Source organism: Bacillus sp. FJAT-27986, from assembly GCF_001685035.1.
In the GTDB taxonomy this organism is placed as follows: domain Bacteria; phylum Bacillota; class Bacilli; order Bacillales; family Pradoshiaceae; genus Pradoshia.
The window spans coordinates 248,991-273,384 of the sequence record NZ_MAYV01000014.1 but is presented as its reverse complement, the minus strand read 5'-3'; the positions used below and the strand labels follow the sequence as shown (position 1 = coordinate 273,384).

At 38.4% G+C, this 24,394-nt stretch carries 23 protein-coding genes and 2 riboswitches; of the genes, 18 read left to right on the top strand and 5 right to left on the bottom strand.

Annotated elements, in window-relative coordinates:
- The first annotated feature begins 5 nt into the window (after positions 1-5).
- The 7 genes from comGC to A8L44_RS09965 all read left to right on the top strand — a co-directional run bounded on the left by comGC (position 6) and on the right by A8L44_RS09965 (position 2,636).
- Positions 6-314, top strand: a complete 309-nt coding sequence (gene comGC, locus A8L44_RS09995) for a competence type IV pilus major pilin ComGC (protein ID WP_066105062.1) — start codon at positions 6-8, stop codon at positions 312-314.
- Between the two features lie 2 nt (positions 315-316).
- A complete protein-coding gene (gene comGD, locus A8L44_RS09990; RefSeq protein ID WP_066105059.1) occupies positions 317-760 on the top strand; it encodes a competence type IV pilus minor pilin ComGD in 444 nt (147 codons plus the stop codon).
- A 19-nt stretch (positions 761-779) separates the two neighbouring features.
- Complete coding sequence (locus tag A8L44_RS18950; RefSeq protein ID WP_066105056.1) at positions 780-1,073, top strand: hypothetical protein; 294 nt, start codon at positions 780-782, stop codon at positions 1,071-1,073.
- A complete protein-coding gene (comGF, locus tag A8L44_RS09980) occupies positions 1,009-1,497 on the top strand; it encodes a competence type IV pilus minor pilin ComGF (protein ID WP_077248063.1) in 489 nt (162 codons plus the stop codon). The genes A8L44_RS18950 and comGF overlap by 65 nt, the downstream gene beginning before the upstream one ends.
- Entirely contained in the window at positions 1,454-1,867 is a 414-nt protein-coding gene (gene comGG, locus A8L44_RS09975; RefSeq protein WP_066105051.1) for a competence type IV pilus minor pilin ComGG, read from the top strand. Before comGF ends, comGG begins: the two co-directional genes overlap by 44 nt.
- A 17-nt stretch (positions 1,868-1,884) precedes the next feature.
- A complete protein-coding gene (locus A8L44_RS09970; RefSeq protein ID WP_066105050.1) occupies positions 1,885-2,388 on the top strand; it encodes a shikimate kinase in 504 nt (167 codons plus the stop codon).
- Positions 2,389-2,456: 68 nt separating this feature from the next.
- Positions 2,457-2,636: a YqzE family protein gene (locus A8L44_RS09965; protein WP_066105047.1), complete on the top strand. Its 180-nt coding sequence runs from the start codon at positions 2,457-2,459 to the stop codon at positions 2,634-2,636.
- A 145-nt stretch (positions 2,637-2,781) separates the two neighbouring features.
- Here the strand turns inward: A8L44_RS09965 and A8L44_RS09960 are convergent, their stop codons facing one another.
- A complete protein-coding gene (locus A8L44_RS09960) occupies positions 2,782-3,576 on the bottom strand; it encodes a YqhG family protein (RefSeq protein WP_066105044.1) in 795 nt (264 codons plus the stop codon).
- Entirely contained in the window at positions 3,554-5,185 is a 1,632-nt protein-coding gene (locus A8L44_RS09955) for a DEAD/DEAH box helicase (RefSeq protein WP_066105663.1), read from the bottom strand. Before A8L44_RS09955 ends, A8L44_RS09960 begins: the two co-directional genes overlap by 23 nt.
- A 463-nt stretch (positions 5,186-5,648) precedes the next feature.
- Positions 5,649-5,739, top strand: a riboswitch (glycine riboswitch).
- A 3-nt stretch (positions 5,740-5,742) separates the two neighbouring features.
- Positions 5,743-5,834: riboswitch (glycine riboswitch) on the top strand.
- 171 nt (positions 5,835-6,005) lie between these two features.
- Between A8L44_RS09955 and gcvT the strand changes: the two genes are divergently transcribed.
- From gcvT to A8L44_RS09930, 5 genes are all read left to right on the top strand, one after another.
- Entirely contained in the window at positions 6,006-7,124 is a 1,119-nt protein-coding gene (gene gcvT, locus A8L44_RS09950; protein WP_066105042.1) for a glycine cleavage system aminomethyltransferase GcvT, read from the top strand.
- Positions 7,121-8,467 (top strand): aminomethyl-transferring glycine dehydrogenase subunit GcvPA, encoded by a 1,347-nt coding sequence (gene gcvPA / locus A8L44_RS09945; protein WP_066105037.1) that lies wholly within the window; start codon positions 7,121-7,123, stop codon positions 8,465-8,467. Before gcvT ends, gcvPA begins: the two co-directional genes overlap by 4 nt.
- Positions 8,460-9,917, top strand: coding sequence for an aminomethyl-transferring glycine dehydrogenase subunit GcvPB (gene gcvPB, locus A8L44_RS09940; protein WP_066105034.1), 1,458 nt, complete (start codon positions 8,460-8,462; stop codon positions 9,915-9,917). Before gcvPA ends, gcvPB begins: the two co-directional genes overlap by 8 nt.
- Before the next feature lie 121 nt (positions 9,918-10,038).
- Positions 10,039-10,533 (top strand): GNAT family N-acetyltransferase, encoded by a 495-nt coding sequence (locus A8L44_RS09935; protein ID WP_066105660.1) that lies wholly within the window; start codon positions 10,039-10,041, stop codon positions 10,531-10,533.
- A 113-nt stretch (positions 10,534-10,646) separates the two neighbouring features.
- Positions 10,647-12,089, top strand: coding sequence for a DEAD/DEAH box helicase (locus A8L44_RS09930; protein WP_066105031.1), 1,443 nt, complete (start codon positions 10,647-10,649; stop codon positions 12,087-12,089).
- A 78-nt stretch (positions 12,090-12,167) separates the two neighbouring features.
- Here the strand turns inward: A8L44_RS09930 and A8L44_RS09925 are convergent, their stop codons facing one another.
- Positions 12,168-12,767 (bottom strand): kinase, encoded by a 600-nt coding sequence (locus A8L44_RS09925; protein ID WP_066105028.1) that lies wholly within the window; start codon positions 12,765-12,767, stop codon positions 12,168-12,170.
- Positions 12,768-13,082: 315 nt separating this feature from the next.
- On the opposite strand from A8L44_RS09925, the gene A8L44_RS09920 reads away from it, so the two are divergent.
- The 3 genes from A8L44_RS09920 to A8L44_RS09910 all read left to right on the top strand — a co-directional run bounded on the left by A8L44_RS09920 (position 13,083) and on the right by A8L44_RS09910 (position 18,527).
- The gene (locus A8L44_RS09920) at positions 13,083-15,119 is read left to right on the top strand and encodes a Na+/H+ antiporter (protein WP_066105025.1); all 2,037 of its coding nucleotides are present in this window, start codon (positions 13,083-13,085) and stop codon (positions 15,117-15,119) included.
- Between the two features lie 155 nt (positions 15,120-15,274).
- A complete protein-coding gene (locus tag A8L44_RS09915) occupies positions 15,275-16,285 on the top strand; it encodes an NAD-dependent epimerase/dehydratase family protein (RefSeq protein WP_066105022.1) in 1,011 nt (336 codons plus the stop codon).
- A 1,051-nt stretch (positions 16,286-17,336) separates the two neighbouring features.
- A complete protein-coding gene (locus A8L44_RS09910) occupies positions 17,337-18,527 on the top strand; it encodes a DNA/RNA non-specific endonuclease (RefSeq protein ID WP_077248087.1) in 1,191 nt (396 codons plus the stop codon).
- A 646-nt stretch (positions 18,528-19,173) separates the two neighbouring features.
- Here A8L44_RS09910 and A8L44_RS18540 read toward each other — a convergent pair.
- Positions 19,174-19,299 carry a DUF4023 domain-containing protein gene (locus A8L44_RS18540; RefSeq protein ID WP_077248062.1) on the bottom strand — a complete coding sequence of 42 codons (126 nt, stop codon included), beginning with the start codon at positions 19,297-19,299 and terminating at the stop codon, positions 19,174-19,176.
- 120 nt (positions 19,300-19,419) lie between these two features.
- Here A8L44_RS18540 and A8L44_RS09900 point away from each other — a divergent pair, with 120 nt between their 5' ends.
- Together A8L44_RS09900 and A8L44_RS09895 are read left to right on the top strand one after the other, a co-directional pair.
- Positions 19,420-20,097 carry an NAD(P)H-binding protein gene (locus tag A8L44_RS09900; RefSeq protein ID WP_066105017.1) on the top strand — a complete coding sequence of 226 codons (678 nt, stop codon included), beginning with the start codon at positions 19,420-19,422 and terminating at the stop codon, positions 20,095-20,097.
- 82 nt (positions 20,098-20,179) lie between these two features.
- Positions 20,180-20,782, top strand: a complete 603-nt coding sequence (locus tag A8L44_RS09895; protein ID WP_066105014.1) for a DUF1836 domain-containing protein — start codon at positions 20,180-20,182, stop codon at positions 20,780-20,782.
- A gap of 57 nt (positions 20,783-20,839) precedes the next feature.
- Here A8L44_RS09895 and A8L44_RS09890 read toward each other — a convergent pair whose 3' ends face one another.
- Positions 20,840-21,223, bottom strand: coding sequence for a rhodanese-like domain-containing protein (locus tag A8L44_RS09890; protein ID WP_225983605.1), 384 nt, complete (start codon positions 21,221-21,223; stop codon positions 20,840-20,842).
- Between the two features lie 579 nt (positions 21,224-21,802).
- Here A8L44_RS09890 and A8L44_RS09885 point away from each other — a divergent pair.
- On the top strand, positions 21,803-24,355 hold the full coding sequence (locus A8L44_RS09885; protein ID WP_066105649.1) for a vitamin B12-dependent ribonucleotide reductase: 2,553 nt from the start codon (positions 21,803-21,805) through the stop codon (positions 24,353-24,355).
- Positions 24,356-24,394: the final 39 nt, after the last annotated feature.

The following is a 24,394-nucleotide window of genomic DNA, read 5'->3' as shown; positions in this document are numbered from 1 at the left end:
TTTTGATGAAATACAAAAATGAACAAGGTTTTACCTTGATTGAGATGTTGATTGTCATGCTGGTTATATCAGTTCTATTGATTATTACAGTACCCAATGTAATGAAAAACCAGGAAGCAGTTAATAGTAAGGGATGCGAGGCATTCGTAAAGATGGTTGAGGGACAGGTACAAGCCTATAAATTAAAGGAAGATACGCTTCCGACGATGGAGAAGCTTATCTCTTCTGGTTTTTTAAAAGAGGATGTTAAATGTCCGGAAGGAAAAACCGCGGTGATTTCGGATGATGGGACTGTAACTCTTCAGGGACAATAAAAATGGAAAAGAACGAAGAAGGGTTTACGTTAGTAGAGGTGTTGATTGTACTTGGATGTCTGACGTTAATGCTGACTATAGCAAGTGCGGTTACAAGTAAAATGTTTGAAACATATGAACAGCAAGCATTTTTAAATCAACTGGAGAAGGATATTTACTATGCTCAGGTCTATGCAATGGAAAATAACACGTATGTCTTACTAAGATTTGTAACTGACCAAAATGAATATTCAGCTTACTCATACAAAACAAACAGTCATATTATTTCGACTCAGAAGGCCGAATCAATCAAGTTTAAAAAAGTTGGCAATGTGCCAATTACCTATATTCCAGCAGGAAATATCCAAAATCCAACAACAATCTATTTAACCGATAAAAATGGTAAAACGATATACAAGCTTGTCTTTCAATTAGGGAGGGGGAGATTTTATATATCAAAAGTATAAAGAGCATGGATATGCTATCTTGGACCTGCTGATTTCGTTTGGAATACTTATCTTATGCTGCTGTTTATTGCTTCCGGCATATATGGAAAGCATTACGCTAAAGAATGACTTAAGAATGGAGGAAGCCGCTCTTAATAGATTGTTTGAAAATTTAAATGAATATCAGATAAACGGCCGTCCACTGTTTACTGGACAAGCAGAGATTGAGGGGAAAGCCTATACTTTTTATCTTGAAGGGAACGTTTATTATGCAGAGTATAGCAACTCAAAGGATAAATTACAGAAAGTGTATGAAAAGCTGCCTGAAAGATGATGGCTTTACTTTGGTAGAGATATTATTTGCTCTTGGTTTATTTTCGTTATTAAGTGTCTTTATGACGAGTGCACTTGCCAGTATAACAGACTGGCATGTCAGGGATACGAACACAAATACAAGGATGGAATGGAATATCTTTATACGTCAATTGGAACGAGAATTTCAAAAGACAAAAGACTTTGGAGTACCTAAAAGCAATGTCCTTTTACTTGATAAAAGTGGAGAAGAAATAACATATGAAGTCTATAATAATATGGTAAGAAGGCGAGTGGATGGCGCTGGGCATGAAATGGTCCTTCAAGATATTAAGAGCTTTCATGTTAAAAAAGAAGGAGAGTCACTGATCATATCTGTGACTCTTATAAATGGTGATATGTATGAAAAACGGCTGTTCAAACGATACAAATTTGAACCTTCTTAAAAATGAACGTGGAATATTTATGCCTGTTGCTTTATTGTTTTTTTCGGTTATTTTTATCATTTGTATGTATTCGATAGGAAATATGGCTCAGGAAGTGAATTATCATAAGTATCAAACCGAATGGTTAATTACCACCTATCTGGGTGATACGGGTACACATGCTGCAATCTTAATGCTTGATGATGATAGTGTTCCTGAGACAAAAGGGGAATGGATTTATTATAATGGAAGAATAGGCTATCATATAAAACCGCTTGAGAGAGGGTTCTATGAGATCTCATTGGATATTCAGACTGATCATACGGTGAGACGGGAGACGATTACGTACTCAATTGAAGCAAAGAAAGTAGTGAAATGGATAGATAGTTAGGAGTTAGGGGGAGAGAGATGAAAGCCATTTATTTAATTGGATTTATGGGAGCTGGGAAAACGACTGTGGGTAGGGCTCTCGCTGAAAAAATGCGTTGTCCCTTTTATGATAGTGATCAGACGGTGGTTGAACGTACAGGAAGGTCGATTCCGCAGCTCTTTGATGAAGTAGGTGAAGATGGATTCAGGGACCTAGAACAGCAGGCGTTGCAATCATTACCTATCGAAAATTGTATCATTGCGACAGGCGGGGGTATCATTCTTAGGGAAGACAACCGGAAATATATGAAGGAAAAGGGAACCGTTATTTGGCTCCATGCCAATCCGACAGAAATCATAAAAAGGCTCGAGACTGACTCATCACGCCCTTTATTGTCCGGAAATAAAGAGGAACAAATAGTGCAGCTTTATCAAAAGAGGGTTAACCTATATAAGTTAGCTGCTGATTTACAGGTTCATACGGACAGAAAAACAAAAATGGAGATTACAGAAGAGATATTAATGAAAATCACCATAAACTAGCCATCTTTTTTAGAAATTAATGAATAACATCCATGATAAATGGAGATACTTCTGATGGGTGAATGTCGATGAAAACAAATGATTATATAAAATTTTTAACAATTCAGTGGTTAGTGTATATGAAGCAGCCAAAGGAAGTACGTAAAGAGCAACGCCGTCATCATAGAGATGATCGGCCGCCATTAATGAACCATTGGTTCGGAATCATTCCGTTATCAATTGAAATGCTCTTTAAACGTAAGGCGTAATAAAGTTTCTTTAAAAAAGCAGTGGATTTTTTTGCAACCCACTGCTTTTTTGTATTCATTTTTATATCTTCATCAAAGATTAAGCTTTATTCTAAACTATTGTTTAGTTGATGCGAGAATTCAGCCTTAACTTTAAATACCTCTTTTAGATAGCCTGACCGCTAAGATAAAAAAGGCCGCCATTTATGAAGCTGACACGGATTCTGGGTTCATATTGCATTCGTAATGCTTCTTTTTCAAGGTCATACATGTGAGTTTCCTCTTCTTTTTTATCCTCATAAAAATGGTTCAGTAAACTCAAATCTTTATTCCAGCGCACGAGAGCCTCATCAGCCCACCCATGGTCATCCTGATTAATTTTATTTTGGATATAAGTTTTGATACGATGCAATCCGCTTTGATACCGAATAATTGGTGTAAGGGTAAATGTATAATCAGATATTTTAGGTGTAAGCGACAGTTTATCAGCTGAATCAATGAAATTTTCAACGAAAAGACCGTTAATCAGGTTCAATCCTATTGAAAAGAATAAATCCTTTTTTCGGTCGCATTCATAGGAGATATTAACATTTACACCTAACCAAGGAAATAAAGGCATCTGACCACTAGTCACTTTAATCTCCTCAAATAAGCGGATATGCTTCGATAGTCTTTGGGCAGATGCGAATATTTGGTGCAGGCGAGGGGATCCGAAATGTATGAATTCCCCTTTTAAATCAGGAGGAGCTGCCTCTTTGTCGAGGATAAACGTTAAGCTCATCGGATTAGGCACTCCGCCAACTTTCTCGAGATAATGCCAATAAAAAGGTCGGTTCATCAGTTCTTTATCCATATCAATTGTCAACTGCACAGTTAGATGACCTGGCCCTTGATTGATGATTTCGCATTGATTGGCTGTGAAAAATTGAACGAGAAACTCAAGAATTTCCTGTTGCTGCATGTGAAGGCATCTCCTTTTTTAGATCTTGAGCAAGCTGTATTAAAGACGTGAGATTATCCATTTTAACCTTCATCTCACCCTCTGTTTTTGATTTATTGAGGATGTCAGTTAAATGCTCTTCAAGATTCTTAACCTCCAGCCTCGTTAGAATATCATCAAGTTCCCCAACGACACGTTCAAATAATTGAATTTTTTCGTAGAGAATTTTCATAATATGATCCTCAATGGTATTCCTGGTCGCAAAATTATAGATTCGGACATCTTCTGTTTGTCCAAGTCTGTGAATTCGGCCGATTCTTTGTTCCAGTCGCATCGGATTCCAAGGTAAATCAAAGTTTATAATATGATGGCAAAACTGCAGGTTAATTCCTTCTCCACCTGCTTCTGTAGCAATTAAGACTTGTGCTTGTTTTTCGAAAAGTTCTTTCATCCAGTCCTTCTTACTACGTTTAAATCCGCCGCGGAATGGAACAGAAGTGATTCCATTTTGCTTAAGAAACCACTGCAAATATAATTGCGTGGCTCGATACTCGGTAAAAATGATAACCTTATCTTTTATAGAATGAATCAATTCAAGTGCTTTTTTCGCTTTTGAATTGCAATCAACCAGTTCGACCAGGTTGATAAGGTTATGTATGGCTTCCTTAAAGCTTAGTCCGGCATCCGGGTTTCGATCGAGCATATTTTTTAGCGTAAAGTAGACGGCTTCCCTGCTGCTGCATGCTTCACGCTGAAGGATTAACGAAGAAAATGTACTCCCGATACCCTCCGGTAATTCTTTCCTAAATGAAGAAACCCCATCATATAGAGCCTGTTCCTTTTCGGTGAAATCTATAAAAATGGTTTCAACCTTTCTCTTAGTCCATTCAATGCCGGTATCCTGACGTTTATTTCGAATCATCACCATATTAACCAATTCTTTCAAATAAGCATCATCCTTTAATGAACGTTTCTTAGCAGAAAAGCGTTCATTAAATTTGGCATAACTTCCCAAATGCCCTGGCTTAAGCAATGATACAAGATAAAAAATTTCTTCTAGCTTGTTTTGAATAGGGGTTGCCGTTAACAGTAGACAGAACTTTCTCTGGACTTTTTGTACAAACTCATAGTTTTTGGTTTTATTGTTTTTTAACTTGTGAGCTTCATCTATGATGACAATGTCATAGGTTTGTTCGAGTATGGCAGAACGATGAGGCTCTCGTTTAGCAGTATCTATGGAAGTGATTATACATTCAGAATCCCACCCATACCCCTTTCTGTATATGACAGCTGGTATGTGAAACTTCTGATTAAGCTCCTGTGCCCATTGAGATACGAGAGAGGCTGGGACTAGTATTAGTATTTTGCTTGCCAGGCCCCGAATCATATATTCCTTTAAGATCAGACCGGCCTCTATTGTTTTACCAAGACCTACTTCATCAGCTAATATGGCTTTACCATTCATTCTTTCGATGACTTCGGTAGCAGCTTCGAGCTGATGGGTTAAAGGTGTAAATCCTGATAAATGCTTTGGTGCAAGGAGGCCGTTGAAATCTGGAATCAGATTATGCTTTTCGGCCTCCAATCCGAGTTTAAAAAGGGAGTAGCTGCACCAGGGGCCATCCTCCATAATCTTTTCCTCAAGCTCCTTTTCCCAATCTTCATCAAAATAGACCTTTGGTGTTAAACTCAATGTGAATCCCAACTTTCTTTATTTAAGCTAGTTAGATAAATGCTTGATTGTAATTTAACTAAATTCAATAGAATTCTCTTACCTTATATAGGTATAGGTGGTGTCATTAATTTCTAAACAATAGTAGGAGTTTAATCTACGGCTAAAATCTGATTAAATGCTTTATGCGGATGGCAGAAAATTATAAGGAATTTATTAAGTGACGCCTAAACAATTTTTTTGCCCCAATAAAGCTGAGGTGTTACTGATATTTTTTTAGTTTCCAATCATTCATCGAGATAACGTAAATGTTGCCACCTGATAATTGTTGATGGTAGGATATAAATGTAAGACTATTTAGAAAACGGCTTATCTCTTGCTTTTTGTTTAGTATGACCAATTTACATAATTATATGAGCGAATGAAGGCAAGGGGAGAGACCGTATTTGCGGCACCGAAGGAGCAAATGGTGAATCCATGAATCTCTCAGGTACAGAGACTCTTGCTGGACGCATCTCTGGAGAGCGCTTCCTTTATTGTGAAGCCACCCAAGAGGAAACGCCGAAGTACGTTACCCGGCGGTAAACTTTCAGGTATCAGGACAGAGCCCCCCTAATAAGGGAGGTTTCTGTCCTTTTTTTCGTGGATCGCTGAAGGATATATCGCTTCGGTCAAATGTGGAAAAGCGGCGTTTTACTTAATAAGTTAACAAGCAATCATTTAAATGGCATAACAAGCAAGAGAATCCGTATAAAACGAATATTTTAGGAGGGTAAGGATGGGAGAATTAAAGCAGACTCCGCTGATCAGTGTGTACAGGGAGTACGGAGGAAAAACAATTGATTTTGGCGGCTGGGAATTGCCTGTCCAATTTTCGGGCATTAAACAGGAGCATGAATCAGTGCGTACAAAAGCAGGCCTCTTTGATGTATCACATATGGGCGAATTCATGATTAAGGGTGCTGGGTCTTTACCATTTTTGCAGCTGATGATGACCAACGATGTCAGTAAGCTGAAAACGGGCCGGGCACAGTATACTGCTATGTGCTATGAGAATGGCGGAACGGTTGATGACCTGATTATTTATAAAAAAGGTGAAGATGATTATTTGTTAGTTGTGAACGCATCTAATATTGATAAAGATTTTGAGTGGTTAAAAAAGCATGCGAGCGAAGATGTAGAACTAAAAAATATATCGGAACAAATAGGGCAATTGGCATTACAGGGACCGCTTGCAGCTGATATATTACAGAACCTTGCAGAGGAAGTAGATCTCAATACCATTGGTTTCTTTGCTTTTCGTGAAGATGTCATGATAAATGGCATTAGTGTACTTGTTTCAAGAACTGGCTACACCGGTGAAGATGGATTTGAATTGTACTGTAAGAGCGAAGATACAGTGAAGCTTTGGAAAGATCTTTTAGAATTCGGTAAGGATAAGGGATTGGTTCCATGTGGACTTGGGGCAAGAGATACGCTTCGGTTTGAAGCAAAACTTCCTTTATATGGCCAAGAGTTATCTCCAGAGATTACACCTATCGAAGCGGGGATTGGGTTCGCTGTAAAAACCGATAAAGAACATTTTATTGGTAAGGAAGTTTTAAAGGAACAGAAGGAAAATAGCGCCCCTAGAAAGCTTGTCGGAATCGAAATGATTGACCGCGGTATTCCGAGACATGGATACCCGGTTTTCGTTAAGGATGAAAACATCGGGGAAGTGACCACTGGAACACAATCCCCAACCTTAAAGAAAAACGTAGGCCTTGTCCTGATTAATGTAGAATTCGCTAACCTTGATGAGGTAGTCGAGGTTGAGATACGGGGAAAAAGATTAAAGGCGAAAATTGTTAGTACTCCATTTTATAAACGCACTCAGGCAGGAGGAGTAAAAAAATGAAGCATCGTTATTTACCAATGACAGAGCAGGATACTGAACAGATGTTAACAGCGATTGGTGTAGAATCAATCGATGACTTATTTTCTGATATACCTGAAAAAGTAAGGTTTAAGGGTGAATACAAGCTAAAAAAAGCAAAGTCTGAATCAGCACTTCTGAAAGAATTAACTGAGCTGGCCGAGAAAAATGCCAATCTCAGGACCCATAGTTCTTTTCTTGGAGCGGGAGTATATGACCATTACATGCCAGTCATCGTTGATCACGTTATCTCAAGATCAGAGTTTTATACCGCTTATACACCGTATCAACCGGAGATTTCCCAGGGAGAATTGCAGGCTATTTTTGAATTTCAAACGATGATTTGTGAACTGACCGGAATGGATGTGGCGAACTCCTCCATGTATGATGGGGGAACTGCTCTGGCCGAGGCAGCCATGCTCTCAGCAGGACATACACGTCGTAAGAAACTGCTTGTTTCAGAGACAGTGCACCCGGAATCACGGGCTGTTTTATCCACTTATGCAAAAGGCCAATATCTTGAGCTTGAAGTTGTCCCCTGTAAAAATGGAGTGACCGATACAGAACAATTGGCGGGTATGATGACTGATGAGGTAGCTGGTTTTATTACTCAATATCCAAACTTCTTTGGCCGAATCGAAAACTTAGCTGAAATTGAACAAATTGTTCATGAACATAAAGGAATGTTAATTGTTTCAAGTAACCCACTTTCACTTGGTGTCTTGAAACCGCCGGGTGATTTTGGTGCAGATATTGTCATAGGGGATGCACAGCCGTTCGGAATCCCGGCTGCATTTGGCGGACCTCATTGCGGATATTTTGCAGTTACTTCTAAGCTGATAAGAAAAGTACCTGGACGTTTGGTTGGCCAAACGGTTGATGAGGATGGGAAGCGTGGGTTTGTATTAACCTTGCAGGCGAGGGAACAGCATATTCGTCGCGATAAAGCGACCTCGAATATTTGCTCTAACCAAGCATTAAATGCTCTCGCAGCCTCTGTGGCAATGACTGCGTTAGGTAAGAAAGGCGTGCAGGAGATGGCGCTTCAAAATCTCCAAAAAGCGCATTATGCAAAGGAGCAATTAAAAGCAAATGGACTTGAAATTGCCTTTGAAGGACCTTCTTTCAATGAGTTTGTTGTTAAGTTAAATGGTTCTGTAGCTGCAGCTAATAAAATGCTCCTACAAAAAGGCATAATTGGTGGTTATGATTTAGCTTGTGATTATCCTGCCTTAACCAATCATATGCTTGTGGCAGTGACGGAGCTGCGTACAAAAGAAGAGATTGATAGATTTGCACAGGAATTGGGGGATTTCCATGAATAAACAGGATCAGCCATTAATATTTGAACAAACCAAGCCGGGCCGTATCGGCTATTCGTTGCCGGAAATGGATGTTCCGGAGTCAGCATTAACTGAGCTTTTGCCTGAGGAGTTCATTCGCACAGAGGAACCAAAGCTGCCTGAAGTATCCGAGTTGGATATCATGCGTCATTACACGGCACTTTCGAGAAGAAATCATGGCGTCGATTCCGGTTTCTATCCGCTCGGTTCCTGTACCATGAAATATAATCCGAAAATTAATGAGAATGTTGCCCGTCTAAATGGATTTGCACATGTTCATCCTCTGCAGGATGCAGAAGCTGTACAGGGTTCTTTAGAGTTAATGTATGATTTGCAGCAAAGTCTAAAGGAAATCACAGGTATGGACGAAGTCACTTTGCAACCGGCTGCGGGAGCGCATGGAGAGTGGACGGGATTAATGATGATTCGTGCCTATCATGAGGCGAATGGTGATTTTGACCGCGTAAAAGTAATTGTTCCTGATTCTGCGCATGGTACGAATCCTGCCTCAGCCACAGTTGCGGGATTGCAAACTGTTACCGTGAAGTCAGGTCCGGATGGTTTAGTAGATCTGGAAGATTTGAAGAGTGTTGTAGGGAAAGATACAGCAGCCTTAATGCTTACAAATCCGAATACACTGGGGCTTTTTGAAGAACAGATCATCGAGATGGCCGAAATTATTCATGATGCCGGTGGAAAACTATACTATGACGGTGCCAATCTGAATGCTGTACTATCCAAGGCTCGCCCGGGTGATATGGGATTTGACGTTGTTCATCTTAACTTGCATAAGACATTTACTGGACCACATGGCGGCGGTGGGCCAGGTTCAGGGCCGGTTGGGGTTAAGAAGGAGTTAATTCCGTTCTTACCAAAACCGCTTATTGTAAAAGAAGAGAATGGCTATCAGCTTGATTACAATCGTCCGCAATCAATTGGCAGAGTAAAGCCGTACTATGGAAATTTTGGAATCAATGTCCGTGCCTATACGTATATTCGGTCTATGGGACCAGACGGATTGAAGGCAGTAACGGAGTATGCTGTCTTAAATGCAAACTATATGATGAGAAGATTGGCAGAGTACTATGATCTCCCATATGATAAGCACTGTAAGCATGAGTTTGTTATCAGCGGAAAACGTCAGAAGAAACTTGGTGTTCGGGCTCTTGATATTGCCAAGAGATTGTTAGACTTTGGCTATCATCCACCAACCATTTATTTCCCTTTGAATGTGGAAGAATGCATGATGATTGAGCCAACAGAAACAGAATCAAAAGAAACACTGGATGGCTTTATTGATGCTATGATTCAAATTGCCAGGGAAGCAGAGGAGAATCCGGAAATTGTACAGGAAGCACCACATACAACGGTAATCAGCCGTTTGGATGAGGCACTGGCTGCTCGTAAGCCTGTATTGAGATATCAAAATTAATAAGAATAAATTTTAAGCAGCTATCATGACCAGATAGCTGCTTTTTTAGAAGAATGAAGTGGTTCAGGATAGGGAGGGAAATACGATAGAAAATATATTCTGCCTTTCAAATGAAAGAATCATGCTGAGAGAAATGATTAGTAGTGATTGGGTTGATCTACATAAATACGCATCACAAGATATCGTTTGTCAGTACCAGCCCTGGGGACCGAATACGGAAGAAGAATCGAAAAAATTTGTGAGCCAAGTAATCGAAGATTCAACAAAAAAACCAAGAGCAAGGTTTGTCTTCGCAATTATTTATAATGGAAATATGATTGGGGCTGGAGAGCTTACTATACGAAGTTTCACTAATAAAGCTGGAGAAATTGGCTATATTGTTAATCCGGATTATTGGGGAAAAGGAGTGGCGACAGAAGTCGCGTCTTTGTTAATTGAATTTGGATTTAAGGAACTGAACCTGCATCGTATATTTGCAACCTGTGACCCAAGAAATATAGGTTCAGCAAAGGTGTTGGTGAAAGTTGGAATGGTTAGGGAAGGAATCATTCGCGACCATTTGATCATGAGAGAAGGCTGGCGTGATTCATTATTATACAGTGTTTTAGAACGGTAGCCTGAGATTAGAGTATCGTTCTAATTTCGATTATTCAGTGCCAATCAGGTATAATGGATAAAAGCATCTCTCAAGTGGAGAATCAGCTAAGTAACCGAAAAAGAGGAACATACATGACTGAACATAGCTTCAATGATTTTAACATAAGTCCCGAAATTATTCGGGCATTAAGTAAAATGAATTATTTTCAACCGACAGAGGTCCAGCAAAAGGTGATTCCAATTGCGATTGGTAATCAGGATCTTATCGTAAAAGCACAAACTGGCAGTGGGAAAACAGCTGCGTATGGAATCCCGATTTGCCATCATATAGAGTGGATTGAAAATAAGCCTCAGGCACTTATCCTAACCCCGACCAGAGAATTGGCTGCGCAGGTGAAGGAAGATTTAACGAATATTGGCCGATTTAAGCGGATTAAAGCAGCTGCTGTTTATGGAAAGCAATCATTTGCTAAGCAGCAGCTGGAGCTTAAGCAAAAAAATCATATTGTTGTTGGAACACCTGGAAGAGTGTTGGATCACATTCAAAAAGGTACATTAAATGTTGATGAACTTCGCTATTTGGTAATTGATGAAGCAGATGAAATGTTGAATATGGGCTTTATTGATCAGGTTGAAGCCATTATAAATGAATTACCTAAGGAACGAATCAGCATGCTGTTTTCAGCAACATTGCCGGATGATATTCAAAACCTATCCAATCAATATTTAAAAGAACCAATCTTTATTGAAATTAACAAAAAAGAGATGACGACTCAGTTGATCGAACACTCTTATTATAGGGTCAAGCATGAAAAGAAAGCGGAGCTGCTAAGGAAAGTTACGACGATAGAGAATGCGGATAGCTGCATCGTTTTTTGCCGCACACAGGAACAGGTAAACAATCTGTTTGATACATTGGTTAAATGGGAGTATTCATGCGGTAAAATTCATGGTGGAATGTATCAAGAGGACCGCTTCGATGTTATGAATCAATTTAAACGGGGTGAGTTTCGATATTTAATTGCCACGGATGTCGCTGCGCGCGGAATTGATATTGAAAATATTACACATGTCTTGAATTACGATTTTCCAGTGGAAAAGGAATCCTATGTACATAGGACGGGAAGAACGGGCCGTGCGGGACATACGGGAGTAGCCATTTCTTTTGTAACTCCTTTTGATGAAGAATTATTGAGAGAGACAGAAGAATATATAGGCTTTGCTATTCAGGTAAAAGAGGAGCCAACTGAAGCAGAAGTAGAAAAATGCAGGCCGAATTTCGAATCAAAAATGTTCGAAAATGAGATAAAGGAAGATAAAACGACCGAATTAAACAGTGAAATTATGAAGCTGTTTTTCAATGGCGGCAAGAAAAAGAAATTGAGAGCTGTCGATTTTGTGGGGACAATTGCAAAAATTGAAGGCATATCTGCTGAAGACATTGGAATTATCACAATTCAAGACCAGGCTACATTTGTTGAAATATTGAACAATAAAGGTCCAATCGTCTTACAGGCTATGAAGAATAAAACTGTTAAAGGAAAGAAATTAAAGGTATATGAGGCATTTGAATAATAATAGGATGCTCACCGATCTAAACAGCCCTTCCGAATCGTTCGGAAGGGCTGTTTTAATTAGATCCATCCTAAAGATCTAATCATCATTCTTGATAACCAAATCAGCTCGTTCTAGCGGGGTAACTTTCTTTATATAATACTCTTCTGCTTTCCAGTATCGATTTTGAAATTTATCGATATTCTCCTGTGTGGTCTTACTTTCCCGGCTGAATCTAGTTACTCTGGAACAATCTAGGTAAATCATAAAATCAAAGAATGCTCTCCATTCTTTTCTTTGCAGAAATATACCTTCAACGATAATGAGGGAAGTTGCTGGAATCTGGATTACTTGCCATTTTTGCTTATCAGTGGTGGGGTCATATGCAGGGAGGAGTAACTCAGTTGATTTCTTTAATTGATTGAAAAAATTAGCTCTTAGCCACTCCGCGTCCCATTGGAGTCGGTAATATTCAATCCATTCATCGTGACCAGTGTGATAACGTTTATCTTTATCTACAATAAAATCATCAATATGAACAAGGTGAAATGATAGACTCTGTTTCTCAAGTGACTGTTTCATTCTTTTGGTAAAAGTCGTCTTCCCAGAACGACTGAGGCCATCAATACCAAGAATAAATCTTTGTCCTACTTTAAGTTCGGGTAATTGATTAATTAGATTTTGTATATAATTCCCCAAGTATTTCCTTGCCTCCTGTACTTTGAGATTGTCCTCACTTAAATAAAAGAATTTGATTTTTCCGTTATTTAATCTCCTTTAGAAATATTTTCCTTTATAATTATAGAAAAGGCAAAACAAAGGAGGCGGTTACGTGGATATTGTTAGACATTATAAACAGATGCCACCCACTTTTCAAACGCGGATCGATTACAACACAGTAATGAATCCGATTAAAGAGAAAAGTTTTCCACATATCTGAATGGGTATATTAATAAGTAGCCTCCTTTTGTGGCAGAATATAAAAATTATTAATATCGAGTTAGAGGGAGAATAATGGATTTACTTTTATCAATTATATTGCTTTTAGTCATGCTTTTAATATCGAATATTATTAGCCACTATATTCCATCCATCCCCACCGCTTTAACTCAAATAGCTTTGGGGATTTTATTTGCTTTATTCATACAGGATCTATCATTTGAGTTAAAAGCGGAATGGTTTTTGCTTTTATTTATTGCACCACTATTATTTAATGATGGACGTCGATTTCCACGCGATGATTTATGGAAAATGCGCTGGCCAATATTGGCCAATGCATTTATTCTTGTTTTTTTAACGACTATAATTGGCGGATATTTTATTAACTGGCTGATTCCCAGTATTCCGTTGGCCGCTGCTTTTGCTTTAGCAGCTATCCTTTCTCCAACGGATCCAGTAGCGGTGAACGGAATTGCCGAAAGGATTTACTTACCGACGATTATTTTACGTCTTGTTCGAGGCGAATCGTTGATTAATGATGCGTCTGGTTTAATTGCCTTTAATTATGCAGTTGCTGCGGTTGTAACAGGTTATTTTTCATTACAGGAGGCAGCAGCCGATTTTGTTTATGTGGTAATTGTTGGTGCGATTGCTGGTATTATCCTCGGATTATTAGCTATCCTAATCCGTTATTCACTAAGAAGACAAGGGATACAGGATGTCACCTTTTATTCTTTGCTGCAATTTGTAACGCCATTTATTGTTTATATTGTTTCAGAAGAAGTCCTGCACGCCTCTGGTGTAATTGCTGTAGTAGCTGCAGGTATTGTTCATTCCAGTTTAAGTGAAAAGACTGGAATGAAAAGTGCTGAGGAACAGGTGGTCACTGAGAATATGTGGTCGATCATCTTGTTTGTACTCAATGGAGTGGTGTTTTTATTATTGGGCTTGAGTTTGCCTTCTTCTATGAGAGCAACGGTAGAGAATCCTCTAATCAGCAATTGGCTTGTGCTCGGTTATGTCCTGGCGATTGGTTTGGCTATCATGATTATCCGAATTGTTTGGTCCTACTGCTTCTTAAGCATGGGTTATTACATAACTAACCGAAAAGAACAATCGAAGCCCAGCTGGAAAGTGGCCCTTCTAACCGGCTTGACCGGCGTACGCGGTGCAATTACGATGGCAGGTGTATTGTCAATGCCATACTTTGTAGCAACTGGAGATTTATTTCCTGAACGTTCTCTAATTGTATTTATAGCAGGCGGTGTTATTTTATTTACTCTTTTAGCTGCGACTATTCTATTGCCTCTGATCAGTAAAAAAGCCATTGAACCAGAGAATGATGAAGAGAAAGAGTTTTTAGATGCTCAGATGAAATTAAAAATATTGAGGACTGCCATAAAGCGGATTGAAGAAGAACTAGAGCCGGAGAATCAATCCGCTGGTTACGAGTTAATTGGTGAATATAAAAAGATGATTGAGCAAATTCGCTATGAAAATAAGGATTTAGAATTTATTAAGGTATCGCAAAAAGAGAGAATTGAGGCTCGCTTAGTTGGTTTAAGAGCAGAAAGACATTATATCCAGGAGGCTGCTGCTGATGGTTCTGTAAGTGAAGAGATTGTGAAAAGACTCGAGAAGTCCTTGGATATAAGAGAAAATTTACTCACAGAGAATTTCATGTCCAAAATAACGACTCTTTTTGGCCAATTATATAGGAAGTATAAGCAATATAAGCGTGTGATAACCAAGGAAAACGAAAAGACGGCAGTCCTGTTAAATGATATGCGGGATATTCAGATTCAGGCGACAAAAGCTGCCATTGAAAGTCTAGAAAAATATGTAGAGGAAACGAACAATTCACATGTTTCATCCATCATTTATGAGTATCGAAGAATTATTGATAAACTGAAGCAACCAAATAAAGCCCGTTCAAATAATAGTATGAAGGATCAGCAAAAAGAAGAATTACGTTTCAAAGCTATTGAAGCTGAACGAGCTGACATTCAGCGAATGTATGAAGAAGGCCAAATAAATCGCGAACTGGCTCAGGATTTACGTCGATTTGTGAATTATGTGGAGAGTGTTATGCTTCAGGAAATTGAGGAATAGGCTTGCAGGTGTTCTACCTGTGAGCTTTTTTGTTTACCGTTTAAAGGTAAAGGGAAATGTGAGTATAAGATTTCACATAAAATACATTTTTGGTCAAATATACCACTATCTTAGATGATAAAATTTAGGAGAATGAAACGGAGGAGGCAACCAACATGAAAGTATTTATGATTGGCGGTACGGGCTTATTAGGTGCTGAAGGCGCAAGGGTATTAATTGAACAAGGGCATGAAGTGGCAACATTGTCACTGCCACCTATCCCTGAAGGCAGTAACCTTCCTGAAGAAATGGAGATAACTCTGGGAAATTATTTAACATTGACAGATGATGATATTCGTAAATATTTAACAGGCTGTGACGGATTTGTTTTTGCGGCAGGTGTAGATGAAAGAGTAGAGGCACCATCACCAATCTATTCATTTTTTGAAAAATATAATATTACACCATTAGAACGGCTATTAAGAATAGCAAAGGAATGCGGTGTCAAACATTCAGTTGTACTGGGGTCGTATTTTGCTTATTTTAATAGAGAACTACCCGAGTATGAACTGACGAAGCACCATCCATATATAAGGAGCCGTGTAGATCAGGCTAATATGGCTTTATCCTTCGGGGATGATGATATGAGTGTAGCCGTTTTGGAGGTTCCATATGTCTTTGGAAGCCAGCAGGGACGTAAGCCTGTTTGGGTATTCCTTGTTGAACAGATTCAAAATATGAAAGAAGCTGTCATGTATCCTGAAGGAGGAACAACCATGGTGACAGCGAAGCAGATCGGGAAGTGCATTGCTGGTGCCTTAATAAATGGGAAGACAGGTAATTACCCGGTTGGCTATTATAATATGGAGTGGAAAGAAATGCTGACCATCTTCCATAAATACATGGGAACACCGGACAAAGAAATCATAACAATTCCTGCCTCTAATTATATTGAAGCGATGAAGGCGAAAGCAGAAAAACAAAAGAGTGCTGGAATAGAACTGGGATTGGATACGGCTGAATTCGCAAAAATCTTTACTAAAAATCTTTTCATTGATAAAAAGACAATTGTTGACCACTTTGGTGTACAGCCAGATGATATAGAAAAAGCCATCGGAGAATCAGTTCAGTTAAGTCTGGATATATTGGAAGGAAAAAAAGCCGTAGTTGATATGAAAGCTGAATAAATCTACATGAGAGAAAAATATATATAAAGGAAGGGAAGCTTTGTTTCCTTCCTTTTTGTTATGAAAAAGGTAATGGGTCATTATAAAGAACCTTAACAAAAGGCTGTTTCGTAAAGATTGTGGCTTTCGTATGGAAGGGGAAGTTGGTATGGTTCGTATTATATAGTTCAGCCAGAACTTTCTGGTTGAACTTTTTATATGGATTTATTCTATCAGTAGCCAGGGTAGAATTTACGGGGATGTGGGACTGATATGGATTTCCTCCGCTAAACTGTTCACCCCCTACTTGTATAAATATATATAAGGCTAGGTGGACTGAGATCTTGTATAACAAACGAAGCTATAATACTACTTGGAGGAAATAGGGGGGACTGGTGAATCTATCAGAGGAGTATAAAGAACGAACCCAATTGTGGGCGTAGATAGCATTTTAATAAATTAATGGAGGATTAGTTAAAGAAGAAGTAATATTTACAATAAAGAAAACACGCCGTTTTTTGGGGCGTGTTTTCTTTATCTTTATGCCATTTATGATATCAAAAAGGTTATTACTTCAGAGTATTTTTAGAAAAGCATCTCAAAACGTAAACCTTTGGATTGATTCTGGAGGTCTCTTCATAATTTTCCCGTTCTATTACTATATGGAAATAATATCTAGATTGAGTTCGGATTGCCGAGTGGTAAATAAGAATATGAGCTATTATGAAAAGCCTATTTGTTATCCATATTAATTACAAAAATAGAAGGAGGAAGAAAGATGGCTTTGTTGGTTGGACTGCTTTTAATATCTTTTCTAGGTCTAATCGTAGGTTTGAATGATCCGAACGTTGTTCTTTCATGGCTTCCAGAAACTAAAAGAAATAAGCCATTTGTGTGGCGGGTTTTTGGGGGCGCAATAGCAGTATCTTTTATTTGGATACTGTCACCTTCAGTAATTGATAATTTGCTTCTTATCCTATTTCTAGTATCTATCGCAGCTTTATTTGTGGGCTTAATTAAACCGAGCTTTGTTTTGAAGAGAGCTCCTGAAGCCAAAAGGTTGCATGTAGTAATGATTTTTGGTGCTGCTGCGATATTATGTATTACTTTAAGTTCAATAATTCCTCCAGTAGAAGAGTCTGCTGATAGTAGCGCACAGGTAGAGCAACAGCAAGAAGTAGGTACGGTTAAAGCAGAGGAAGAAAAAACTAAAGCGAAGGAAGAAGCAGAGGCTAAGGCAAAGGCGGAAGCGGAGGCTGAGGCGAAGGAAGAAGCGGAGGCTAAGGCAAAGGCGGAAGCGGAGGCTAAGGCAAAGGCGGAAGCGGAGGCTAAGGCAAAGGCAGAAGCGGAGGCAAAGGCAGAAGCGGAGGCTAAGGCAAAGGCGGAAGCGGAGGCTAAGGCAAAGGCAGAAGCAGAAGCTAAGACAAAGGCGGAAGCTAAGAAAAAAGAGGAGACACAGTTCTCAGGATACAAACTTATCAAAGTGGATGGTGGCGATTTATCTGGTTATCGTGAACCCAATGTTGTCGTGGATATCGGCTATGGGGATCGCAAATATTGGGCGTTTACTAATGAATACGGGCAACTAGTACGTGTCATTGCGGACGAGATTATTCTACAAGATGACAGTAGCGAGCCTGTAACATCATCTGGTAGATATTACTCTGATGAGGCAAAAGTTCCGGGTGTTGAAAGTGATAATTTTGATGAAGGACATATCATAGCTGACTCTCTAGGAGGGGTATCGAATGCTTATAATATTACCCCACAAGAAAGTACATTGAACAGGTATGGCGACCAAGCATATATGGAAAAAGTGATTCGTGATGCAGGTGGTGCGACAAATTTTGAAGCAATTATCACCTATCCGAATACAAAAACACAGGTTCCTTCAAGCTATAAGTATACGTATACCATCAAGGGCAACAAAGTTGTAGATAAATTTGACAATGTTAACCCGGATGAAGTAAACCAATCACTTGGTTTAACAGAAAGCAAGTCTTCTAACTCAACCAGTTCAAGTAAAAACTCAACCAGTTCAAGTAAAAACTCAACCAGTTCAAGTAAAAACTCAACTAGTTCAAGTGAAAACTCAACCAGTTCAAATACAGGCGGTAATATTTCTAGTGTCGATACGAACGGTAATGGTGAGGTGACGATTAAAGAAGCAAAAGATGCAGGTTTCAGTATGCCTATAACGAGTGACCACTGGTTGTACCCTTATATGCGGGATAACGATGGTGATGGGATGGTAGGTGAGTAGGCATCTAGACTATAGAAATATTAAAACCCTCCTAGTCAATAGGAGGGTTCTGTTGTGATAAAAATTACTTAAACTGAAAGAGCGTTAGTCCAATAAGCTACTTCCTTTTTGGTGGGGCTATTTTCATATTAACAAACATAATAACTAGCTAGAATCCTTACCCTTTCCAATCAACGCATTAGTTTGCCAGGTAACCGTTTAATCCCTTCGGTACAAATAATACTTCCTAAAACACCAACTAAAACGCTGGATGAAATAATTTTAAATGCATAATAAATACCTGTACCTGTTATAAAATCTAGTACTAAAATTTTTTTAATGGTAGACCACCTAATCGTATAGAAAACAACTTGATTATGTGTTTTCATATTCTTTAATCACACCCAAATCATTTTTCCTAAGATATGAATATATAAGGTTGTTTGATTCCACTAACCTGCAATATAAGAAGGAGCAATATTATGAATTTTTGAGGGCTTTATAAAATAATGCTATCTAACAGGGAATTTTATGTTAATGGAAGTAATGGGTTTTAGTGGTACTAATAGGTGTTACTCTATTTATGGGATTAATTAATCGTAAGAAAGGCTGGCAAGTAAGCAAAAAGCCATGAGAAACATAACTCATGGCATTCGATTACAAGGTATTAATGCTGTTTATTTGGAAGTTTTTTGCTTGGACGTCCATATCCTTGTTTAGCTTGGTTCTTTTCAGCCTTTTGTTGCTTTTCATGCAAATTTTCTACAAATTCATGAGTGCTTTCTTCTTTCATATATTTCATCCTCCCTCTTATGGATTTATAGTTATTTTCTCAATTTTAATGGAATTCATGCATGACGAAAATAGATTATAATAGAGGAAACGAAAATAAAGGGTAGATGGAGGAAAATAGATGACCGGTAAAGTAGGGTTAGTAATTGGGGCAACCGGATTAGTTGGAAAGGAGTTGGTGACAACGCTTTTGGATTCACGTGAATTTGAGAAAGTGATTGTATGGGTAAGGACCAGCACGGGTATTCAACATTCAAAGCTTAGGGAAAGTTTTCCGGATTTTGAACAATTGGATCAGGAACCTCTACCAAGTGATGTTGATTGTATTTTTTGCTGTTTGGGTACAACCATTAAGAAAGCGAAGACAAAGGAAGCGTTTAGGAAAGTCGATTATACATACCCGTTGATGCTTGCAGAGAATGCTAAACAGCACCAGGTTCGTCAATTCTTAATTATTTCTGCAATGGGTGCTGATGAAAAATCCCATGTGTTTTACTGCAAAACAAAAGGGCAACTGGAGACTGCATTGAAACAGCTTCAATTAAACAGTCTAACCATTTTTAGACCATCACTTTTATTGGGGAATAGGCAAGAATTTAGATTGGGAGAGGGATTGGCAGCTTTAGTCAGTAAATCTTGCCCGTTTGTATTTAAAGGTCCTCTTAAGAAATATAAGCCGGTACAAGGAAAAATGGTGGCAGAGGCTATGTATATATGTGCGCTGCAGGATAAAAAGGGTATAAATGAAGTTGCTTCCTATGAGATAGAGCAAATTGCCAAGTATTCCGATAAATTATAAAATGCTAAAAGTTCACCATCCTTACAGAATCTGAATGGTTAATGTATAATAGAAATTACTATTAGTAAACAGAGGTTACAAAATGAAAAACAATGAAGAACTTATCAATCAACTGGGATTGCAAGATAAAATCACATTAGAGGATATACCAGATATTGATTTATATATGGATCAAGTCATTCAATTATTCGAGAGTAAATTCAAAATGTCTAAGCGGAATGATGATGAAAAAGTTTTAACTAAAACGATGATTAACAATTATGCCAAGGGTAAAGTATTTTTTCCTATTAAAAATAAAAAATATTCTAAGCGGCATTTAATAGTAATCAGCCTGATTTATCAGTTGAAAGGGACACTCTCTATAAGTGACATTAAAACGATTCTGGGACCCTTGAACACTAAGATAGTAGAGGAAGACTTACAGCTTGATGAGCTGTATTCCAGCTTTCTGCGCTTGACTGATCACAATGCTCATAAATTTAAAGAAGACATACTAGAGAGTATCTCTGAGGCAAAAGAAGAAGGGGTACATTTAGGCGGCACTCTGGATGAGTTCAATGGCGATGTTGAATATTTTGAGAAATTATTAATGATCGCTTCTCTTTCTCATATGAGCCAGCTGTATAAAAAAGCAGCAGAGAATCTGGTAGATGAATTTAACAGTGGTAATAAAACGAAATCATAAAAAATATCCGTTTAATTATAAAGAGCCAAGTGCATACCCTGCATTGGCTCTTTGATTTTATTTAGTTTTAATTTTACCCTTCCATTGTTTGAAGCCGCCCTCGAGTTGATAAAGTTCACGATAGCCTTTTTTATATAGCATCTGAGCAGCTCGTGTGCTTCTCATTCCGCTTTGACAATAAAGATAAACAGGTTTATCTTTGCGGAGTTCCTTCATACGCATTTTCAATTGTGTTGAAGGTATGTTGCGGGCTCCTAAAATATGTCCGCCATCAAACTCTTTTTGCTCACGAACATCTATTAACTGAGCTTTTCGATAGCCAGCTTTAAAGTCCTCTTGGGACAATGTCGTAACCATTTTTTTGCTGGAGAACCAACTGTAGATGGAATATCCAATGATCAATACAGCCAGAACAATTAATACGATTAATGATGTTGGCAATTCAATCCCCACTTTCTCTTTCTGTTCACTTTACTATTATACAGTTCGTATATTTGTCTGGCAAAAAAATTTTCTGGTAATAGTTTACGAATTTGTGATAAAAAATTATTGCATTTAGGAAGGTAGACATATTGTCTTTGGATTCAAAATAATGGTTATATCGATATAGCGTTATTAGAAAGGACAATAAGTTTACAAATCACTATAAATCAAGTATCGTGCATTATGGACAAAAATTTATTTTTTAGAAAAAAATTTTTGGGTCGAAAATGCAAAAATGCTGTTATATGAAGCATAGTTAAGCTTCATAATATGCAAGCTGAGATTTTGTTTATTTTGGTTCGAAAATAGTTAAAAAGAAGATTATATCTTTGATTTTCTTTACTTTTTGTAAAATTTTAATAATTGACAATTTTAGCAGAAGATGCTCCAGACACTATATGTGGTATGAATTATAAAAATACAAATACTATATGTTGAATTAAAATGTAGCCTATGATAACGTAGAGATATTCATTTAAGAACTTAACAAAGATAAATAAAAAAGAGATAATATTATTGGTTGAAGGAGAGATCAAATTGCCTACTGTAACAAATCGCAAGTTGTCTATAAATGTCGAAAGGTTAAATAAAGATATAGCCCTATTTCCGCAAGTTTTTCCGATTACTCCAGACATGAATAAGACGTATAAGGGTGTTTCAAGGCTTGTGATGATAGATCGCTATTCCTTCAAAGATACGGAAAAAATGACTCTTAGTAATGGAGATTTTGTTGTACTTACCATTAAAGAAGACCCAAAATTTCCTGCCCGTGGACTTGGGTACATCCAACATATTGATTGGGAAGCCAAGAAAGCACATGTATTGGTTGAAGAAGAATTCCGCTCATCCTTGGACAAGCATGATGAAATTAAAACCGGTCTGATTTGTAAATCACTCGACGTCATTGAAAAACCACTTGAAATTTATTATGAACAGATTGCGAAACGGAATGCACGCGGTTTGGCTGAAGTTGAAAAAACGGAAGAGAAACGCAAGGAATGGTTTGATAAATTTTATAATGAATTAGTTCAAACGAATTTTATCCCGGCAGGACGTGTGCTCTATGGAGCCGGTTCTGAAACAGAAGTAACCTACTTTAACTGCTATGTAATGCCATTTATTAATGACAGCCGTGAAGGGATTTCTGAACATCGCAAACATGTGATGGAAATTATGAGTCGCGGAGGCGGTGTCGGTACGAATGGTTCCACTTTACGTCCAAGAAACACGCTTGCTCGCGGTGTAAACGGAAAATCCTCAGGTGCAGTATCCTGGTTGGATGATATTGCAAAATTAACTCACTTAGTTGAACAGGGTGGTTCCCGTCGCGGAGCTCAAATGATTATGCTCTCTGACTGGCATCCGGATATCGTAGAATTTATCATCTCAAAAATGCAAAATCCTAAAATTTTGCGCTTCTTAATGGAAGTCAGCAAGGATGAAGTAATTCGTAGACATGCATCTGAAAAATTGAAATTCACTCCGCTCACAATGCAAGAGGAAGCCATGTATCAAGGCATAGTCAATTATAAAAACATCTCGGGGTTTGGCGGATTTAATGAGGCAATCATTAAGGAAGCAGAAGAAAAACTTTCCGCTGGTGGAAATGATACTGTTCATAATCCAGACTTTTTAACAGGTGCCAATATTTCAGTGTGCTTAACAAAAGAATTTATGGAAGCTGTAGAAAATGACGGAGAATATGAACTTCGATTCCCGGATGTTGAGTCCTATAATGAAGAAGATATGAAAGCCTATAATGAAAAATGGGCTGATTGCGGTGATGTACGCGAATGGGAGAAACTAGGTTATGCTGTGCGTGTATATCGTAAAATTAAAGCTCGCGAATTATGGAATTTAATCAATATCTGTGCGACTTATTCTGCGGAGCCGGGCATTTTCTTTATCGATAATGCAAACGATATGACAAACGCTAAAGCGTACGGTCAAAAAGTAGTTGCGACGAATCCTTGTGGGGAACAGCCATTGGCTCCTTATTCTGTATGTAACTTGGCTGCTGTCAATCTGGCTGAAATGACAGATAAAGATCGCAAACAAGTGGACTTGGAGAAACTGAAACAAACGGTAAAAGTGGGCGTGCGCATGCAGGATAATGTTATTAACGCGACTCCATACTTCCTTGAAGCCAATAAAAAACAGGCTCTAGGGGAAAGACGCGTTGGCCTAGGTGTAATGGGTCTGCATGATATGCTTATTTATTGTGAAAAAGAATATGGTTCCGAAGAAGGAAATAAGCTGGTTGATATTGTATTTGAAACAATTGCAACTGCAGCATATGAGGAATCTATTGAAATCGCGAAAGAAAAAGGCAGCTTCCCATTCTTAGTTGGTGAATCAGAGGAAGAAACGAAAGAATTGCGCACACGTTTTATTAATACAGGGTATATGAAAAAAATGCCTGAACATATTCGTGAAGGAATCATGAAATATGGTATTCGTAACTCACATTTGTTAACAGTTGCTCCTACTGGAAGCACTGGTACAATGGTAGGTGTTTCTACAGGTCTTGAACCATACTTCTCATTCACATATTTCAGAAGCGGACGTTTGGGTAAATTTATTGAAGTGAAAGCTGATATAGTAGAAGAGTATTTACGTCGCAATCCTAATGCAGACAGCAATAATCTACCTTCATGGTTTATTTCTGCAATGGATTTAACTCCTGAGAAACACGCTGATGTACAATGCATTATCCAACGTTGGATTGATAGCTCGATCAGTAAAACGGTAAATGCACCGAAAGGATATTCCGTTGAACAAGTAGAACGAGTGTATGAGCGTCTATATAAAGGCGGAGCTAAGGGTGGAACTGTATACGTAGATGGAAGCCGTGATACACAGGTATTAACGTTAAAGGCTGAAAACGATACGGATCAATCCACTCAGCCACAACATACGAAGCAGCATGTTGTTCTTATCGACACAATTGATGCACTTGAATCAACAAGCGTAACAATCGGAAGCGAAGTTGGAAATACTTGTCCGGTCTGCCGCCAAGGAAAAGTGGAGGAACTTGGTGGGTGCAATACATGTACGAACTGCGGTGCTCAGCTTAAATGTGGATTGTAAATAAAAAATTGATATAAGTGATAAAAAGGATGGTAAAGA

Coding starts and splice junctions, on each gene's coding strand:
- A8L44_RS09910 (WP_077248087.1), top strand. CDS start 17,337: ATGATTTTTGGTGCTGCTGCGATATTATGTATTACTTTAAGTTCAATA.
- gcvT (WP_066105042.1), top strand. CDS start 6,006: ATGGGAGAATTAAAGCAGACTCCGCTGATCAGTGTGTACAGGGAGTAC.
- A8L44_RS09960 (WP_066105044.1), bottom strand. CDS start 3,576: ATGCAGCAACAGGAAATTCTTGAGTTTCTCGTTCAATTTTTCACAGCC.
- A8L44_RS09935 (WP_066105660.1), top strand. CDS start 10,039: ATGCTGAGAGAAATGATTAGTAGTGATTGGGTTGATCTACATAAATAC.
- A8L44_RS09965 (WP_066105047.1), top strand. CDS start 2,457: ATGAAAACAAATGATTATATAAAATTTTTAACAATTCAGTGGTTAGTG.
- A8L44_RS09930 (WP_066105031.1), top strand. CDS start 10,647: ATGACTGAACATAGCTTCAATGATTTTAACATAAGTCCCGAAATTATT.
- comGC (WP_066105062.1), top strand. CDS start 6: ATGAAATACAAAAATGAACAAGGTTTTACCTTGATTGAGATGTTGATT.
- A8L44_RS09920 (WP_066105025.1), top strand. CDS start 13,083: ATGGATTTACTTTTATCAATTATATTGCTTTTAGTCATGCTTTTAATA.
- comGF (WP_077248063.1), top strand. CDS start 1,009: ATGCAGAGTATAGCAACTCAAAGGATAAATTACAGAAAGTGTATGAAA.
- gcvPA (WP_066105037.1), top strand. CDS start 7,121: ATGAAGCATCGTTATTTACCAATGACAGAGCAGGATACTGAACAGATG.
- A8L44_RS09915 (WP_066105022.1), top strand. CDS start 15,275: ATGAAAGTATTTATGATTGGCGGTACGGGCTTATTAGGTGCTGAAGGC.
- A8L44_RS09955 (WP_066105663.1), bottom strand. CDS start 5,185: ATGGAGGATGGCCCCTGGTGCAGCTACTCCCTTTTTAAACTCGGATTG.
- A8L44_RS09895 (WP_066105014.1), top strand. CDS start 20,180: ATGAAAAACAATGAAGAACTTATCAATCAACTGGGATTGCAAGATAAA.
- A8L44_RS18540 (WP_077248062.1), bottom strand. CDS start 19,299: ATGAAAGAAGAAAGCACTCATGAATTTGTAGAAAATTTGCATGAAAAG.
- A8L44_RS09970 (WP_066105050.1), top strand. CDS start 1,885: ATGAAAGCCATTTATTTAATTGGATTTATGGGAGCTGGGAAAACGACT.
- comGG (WP_066105051.1), top strand. CDS start 1,454: ATGAAAAACGGCTGTTCAAACGATACAAATTTGAACCTTCTTAAAAAT.
- comGD (WP_066105059.1), top strand. CDS start 317: ATGGAAAAGAACGAAGAAGGGTTTACGTTAGTAGAGGTGTTGATTGTA.
- A8L44_RS09900 (WP_066105017.1), top strand. CDS start 19,420: ATGACCGGTAAAGTAGGGTTAGTAATTGGGGCAACCGGATTAGTTGGA.
- gcvPB (WP_066105034.1), top strand. CDS start 8,460: ATGAATAAACAGGATCAGCCATTAATATTTGAACAAACCAAGCCGGGC.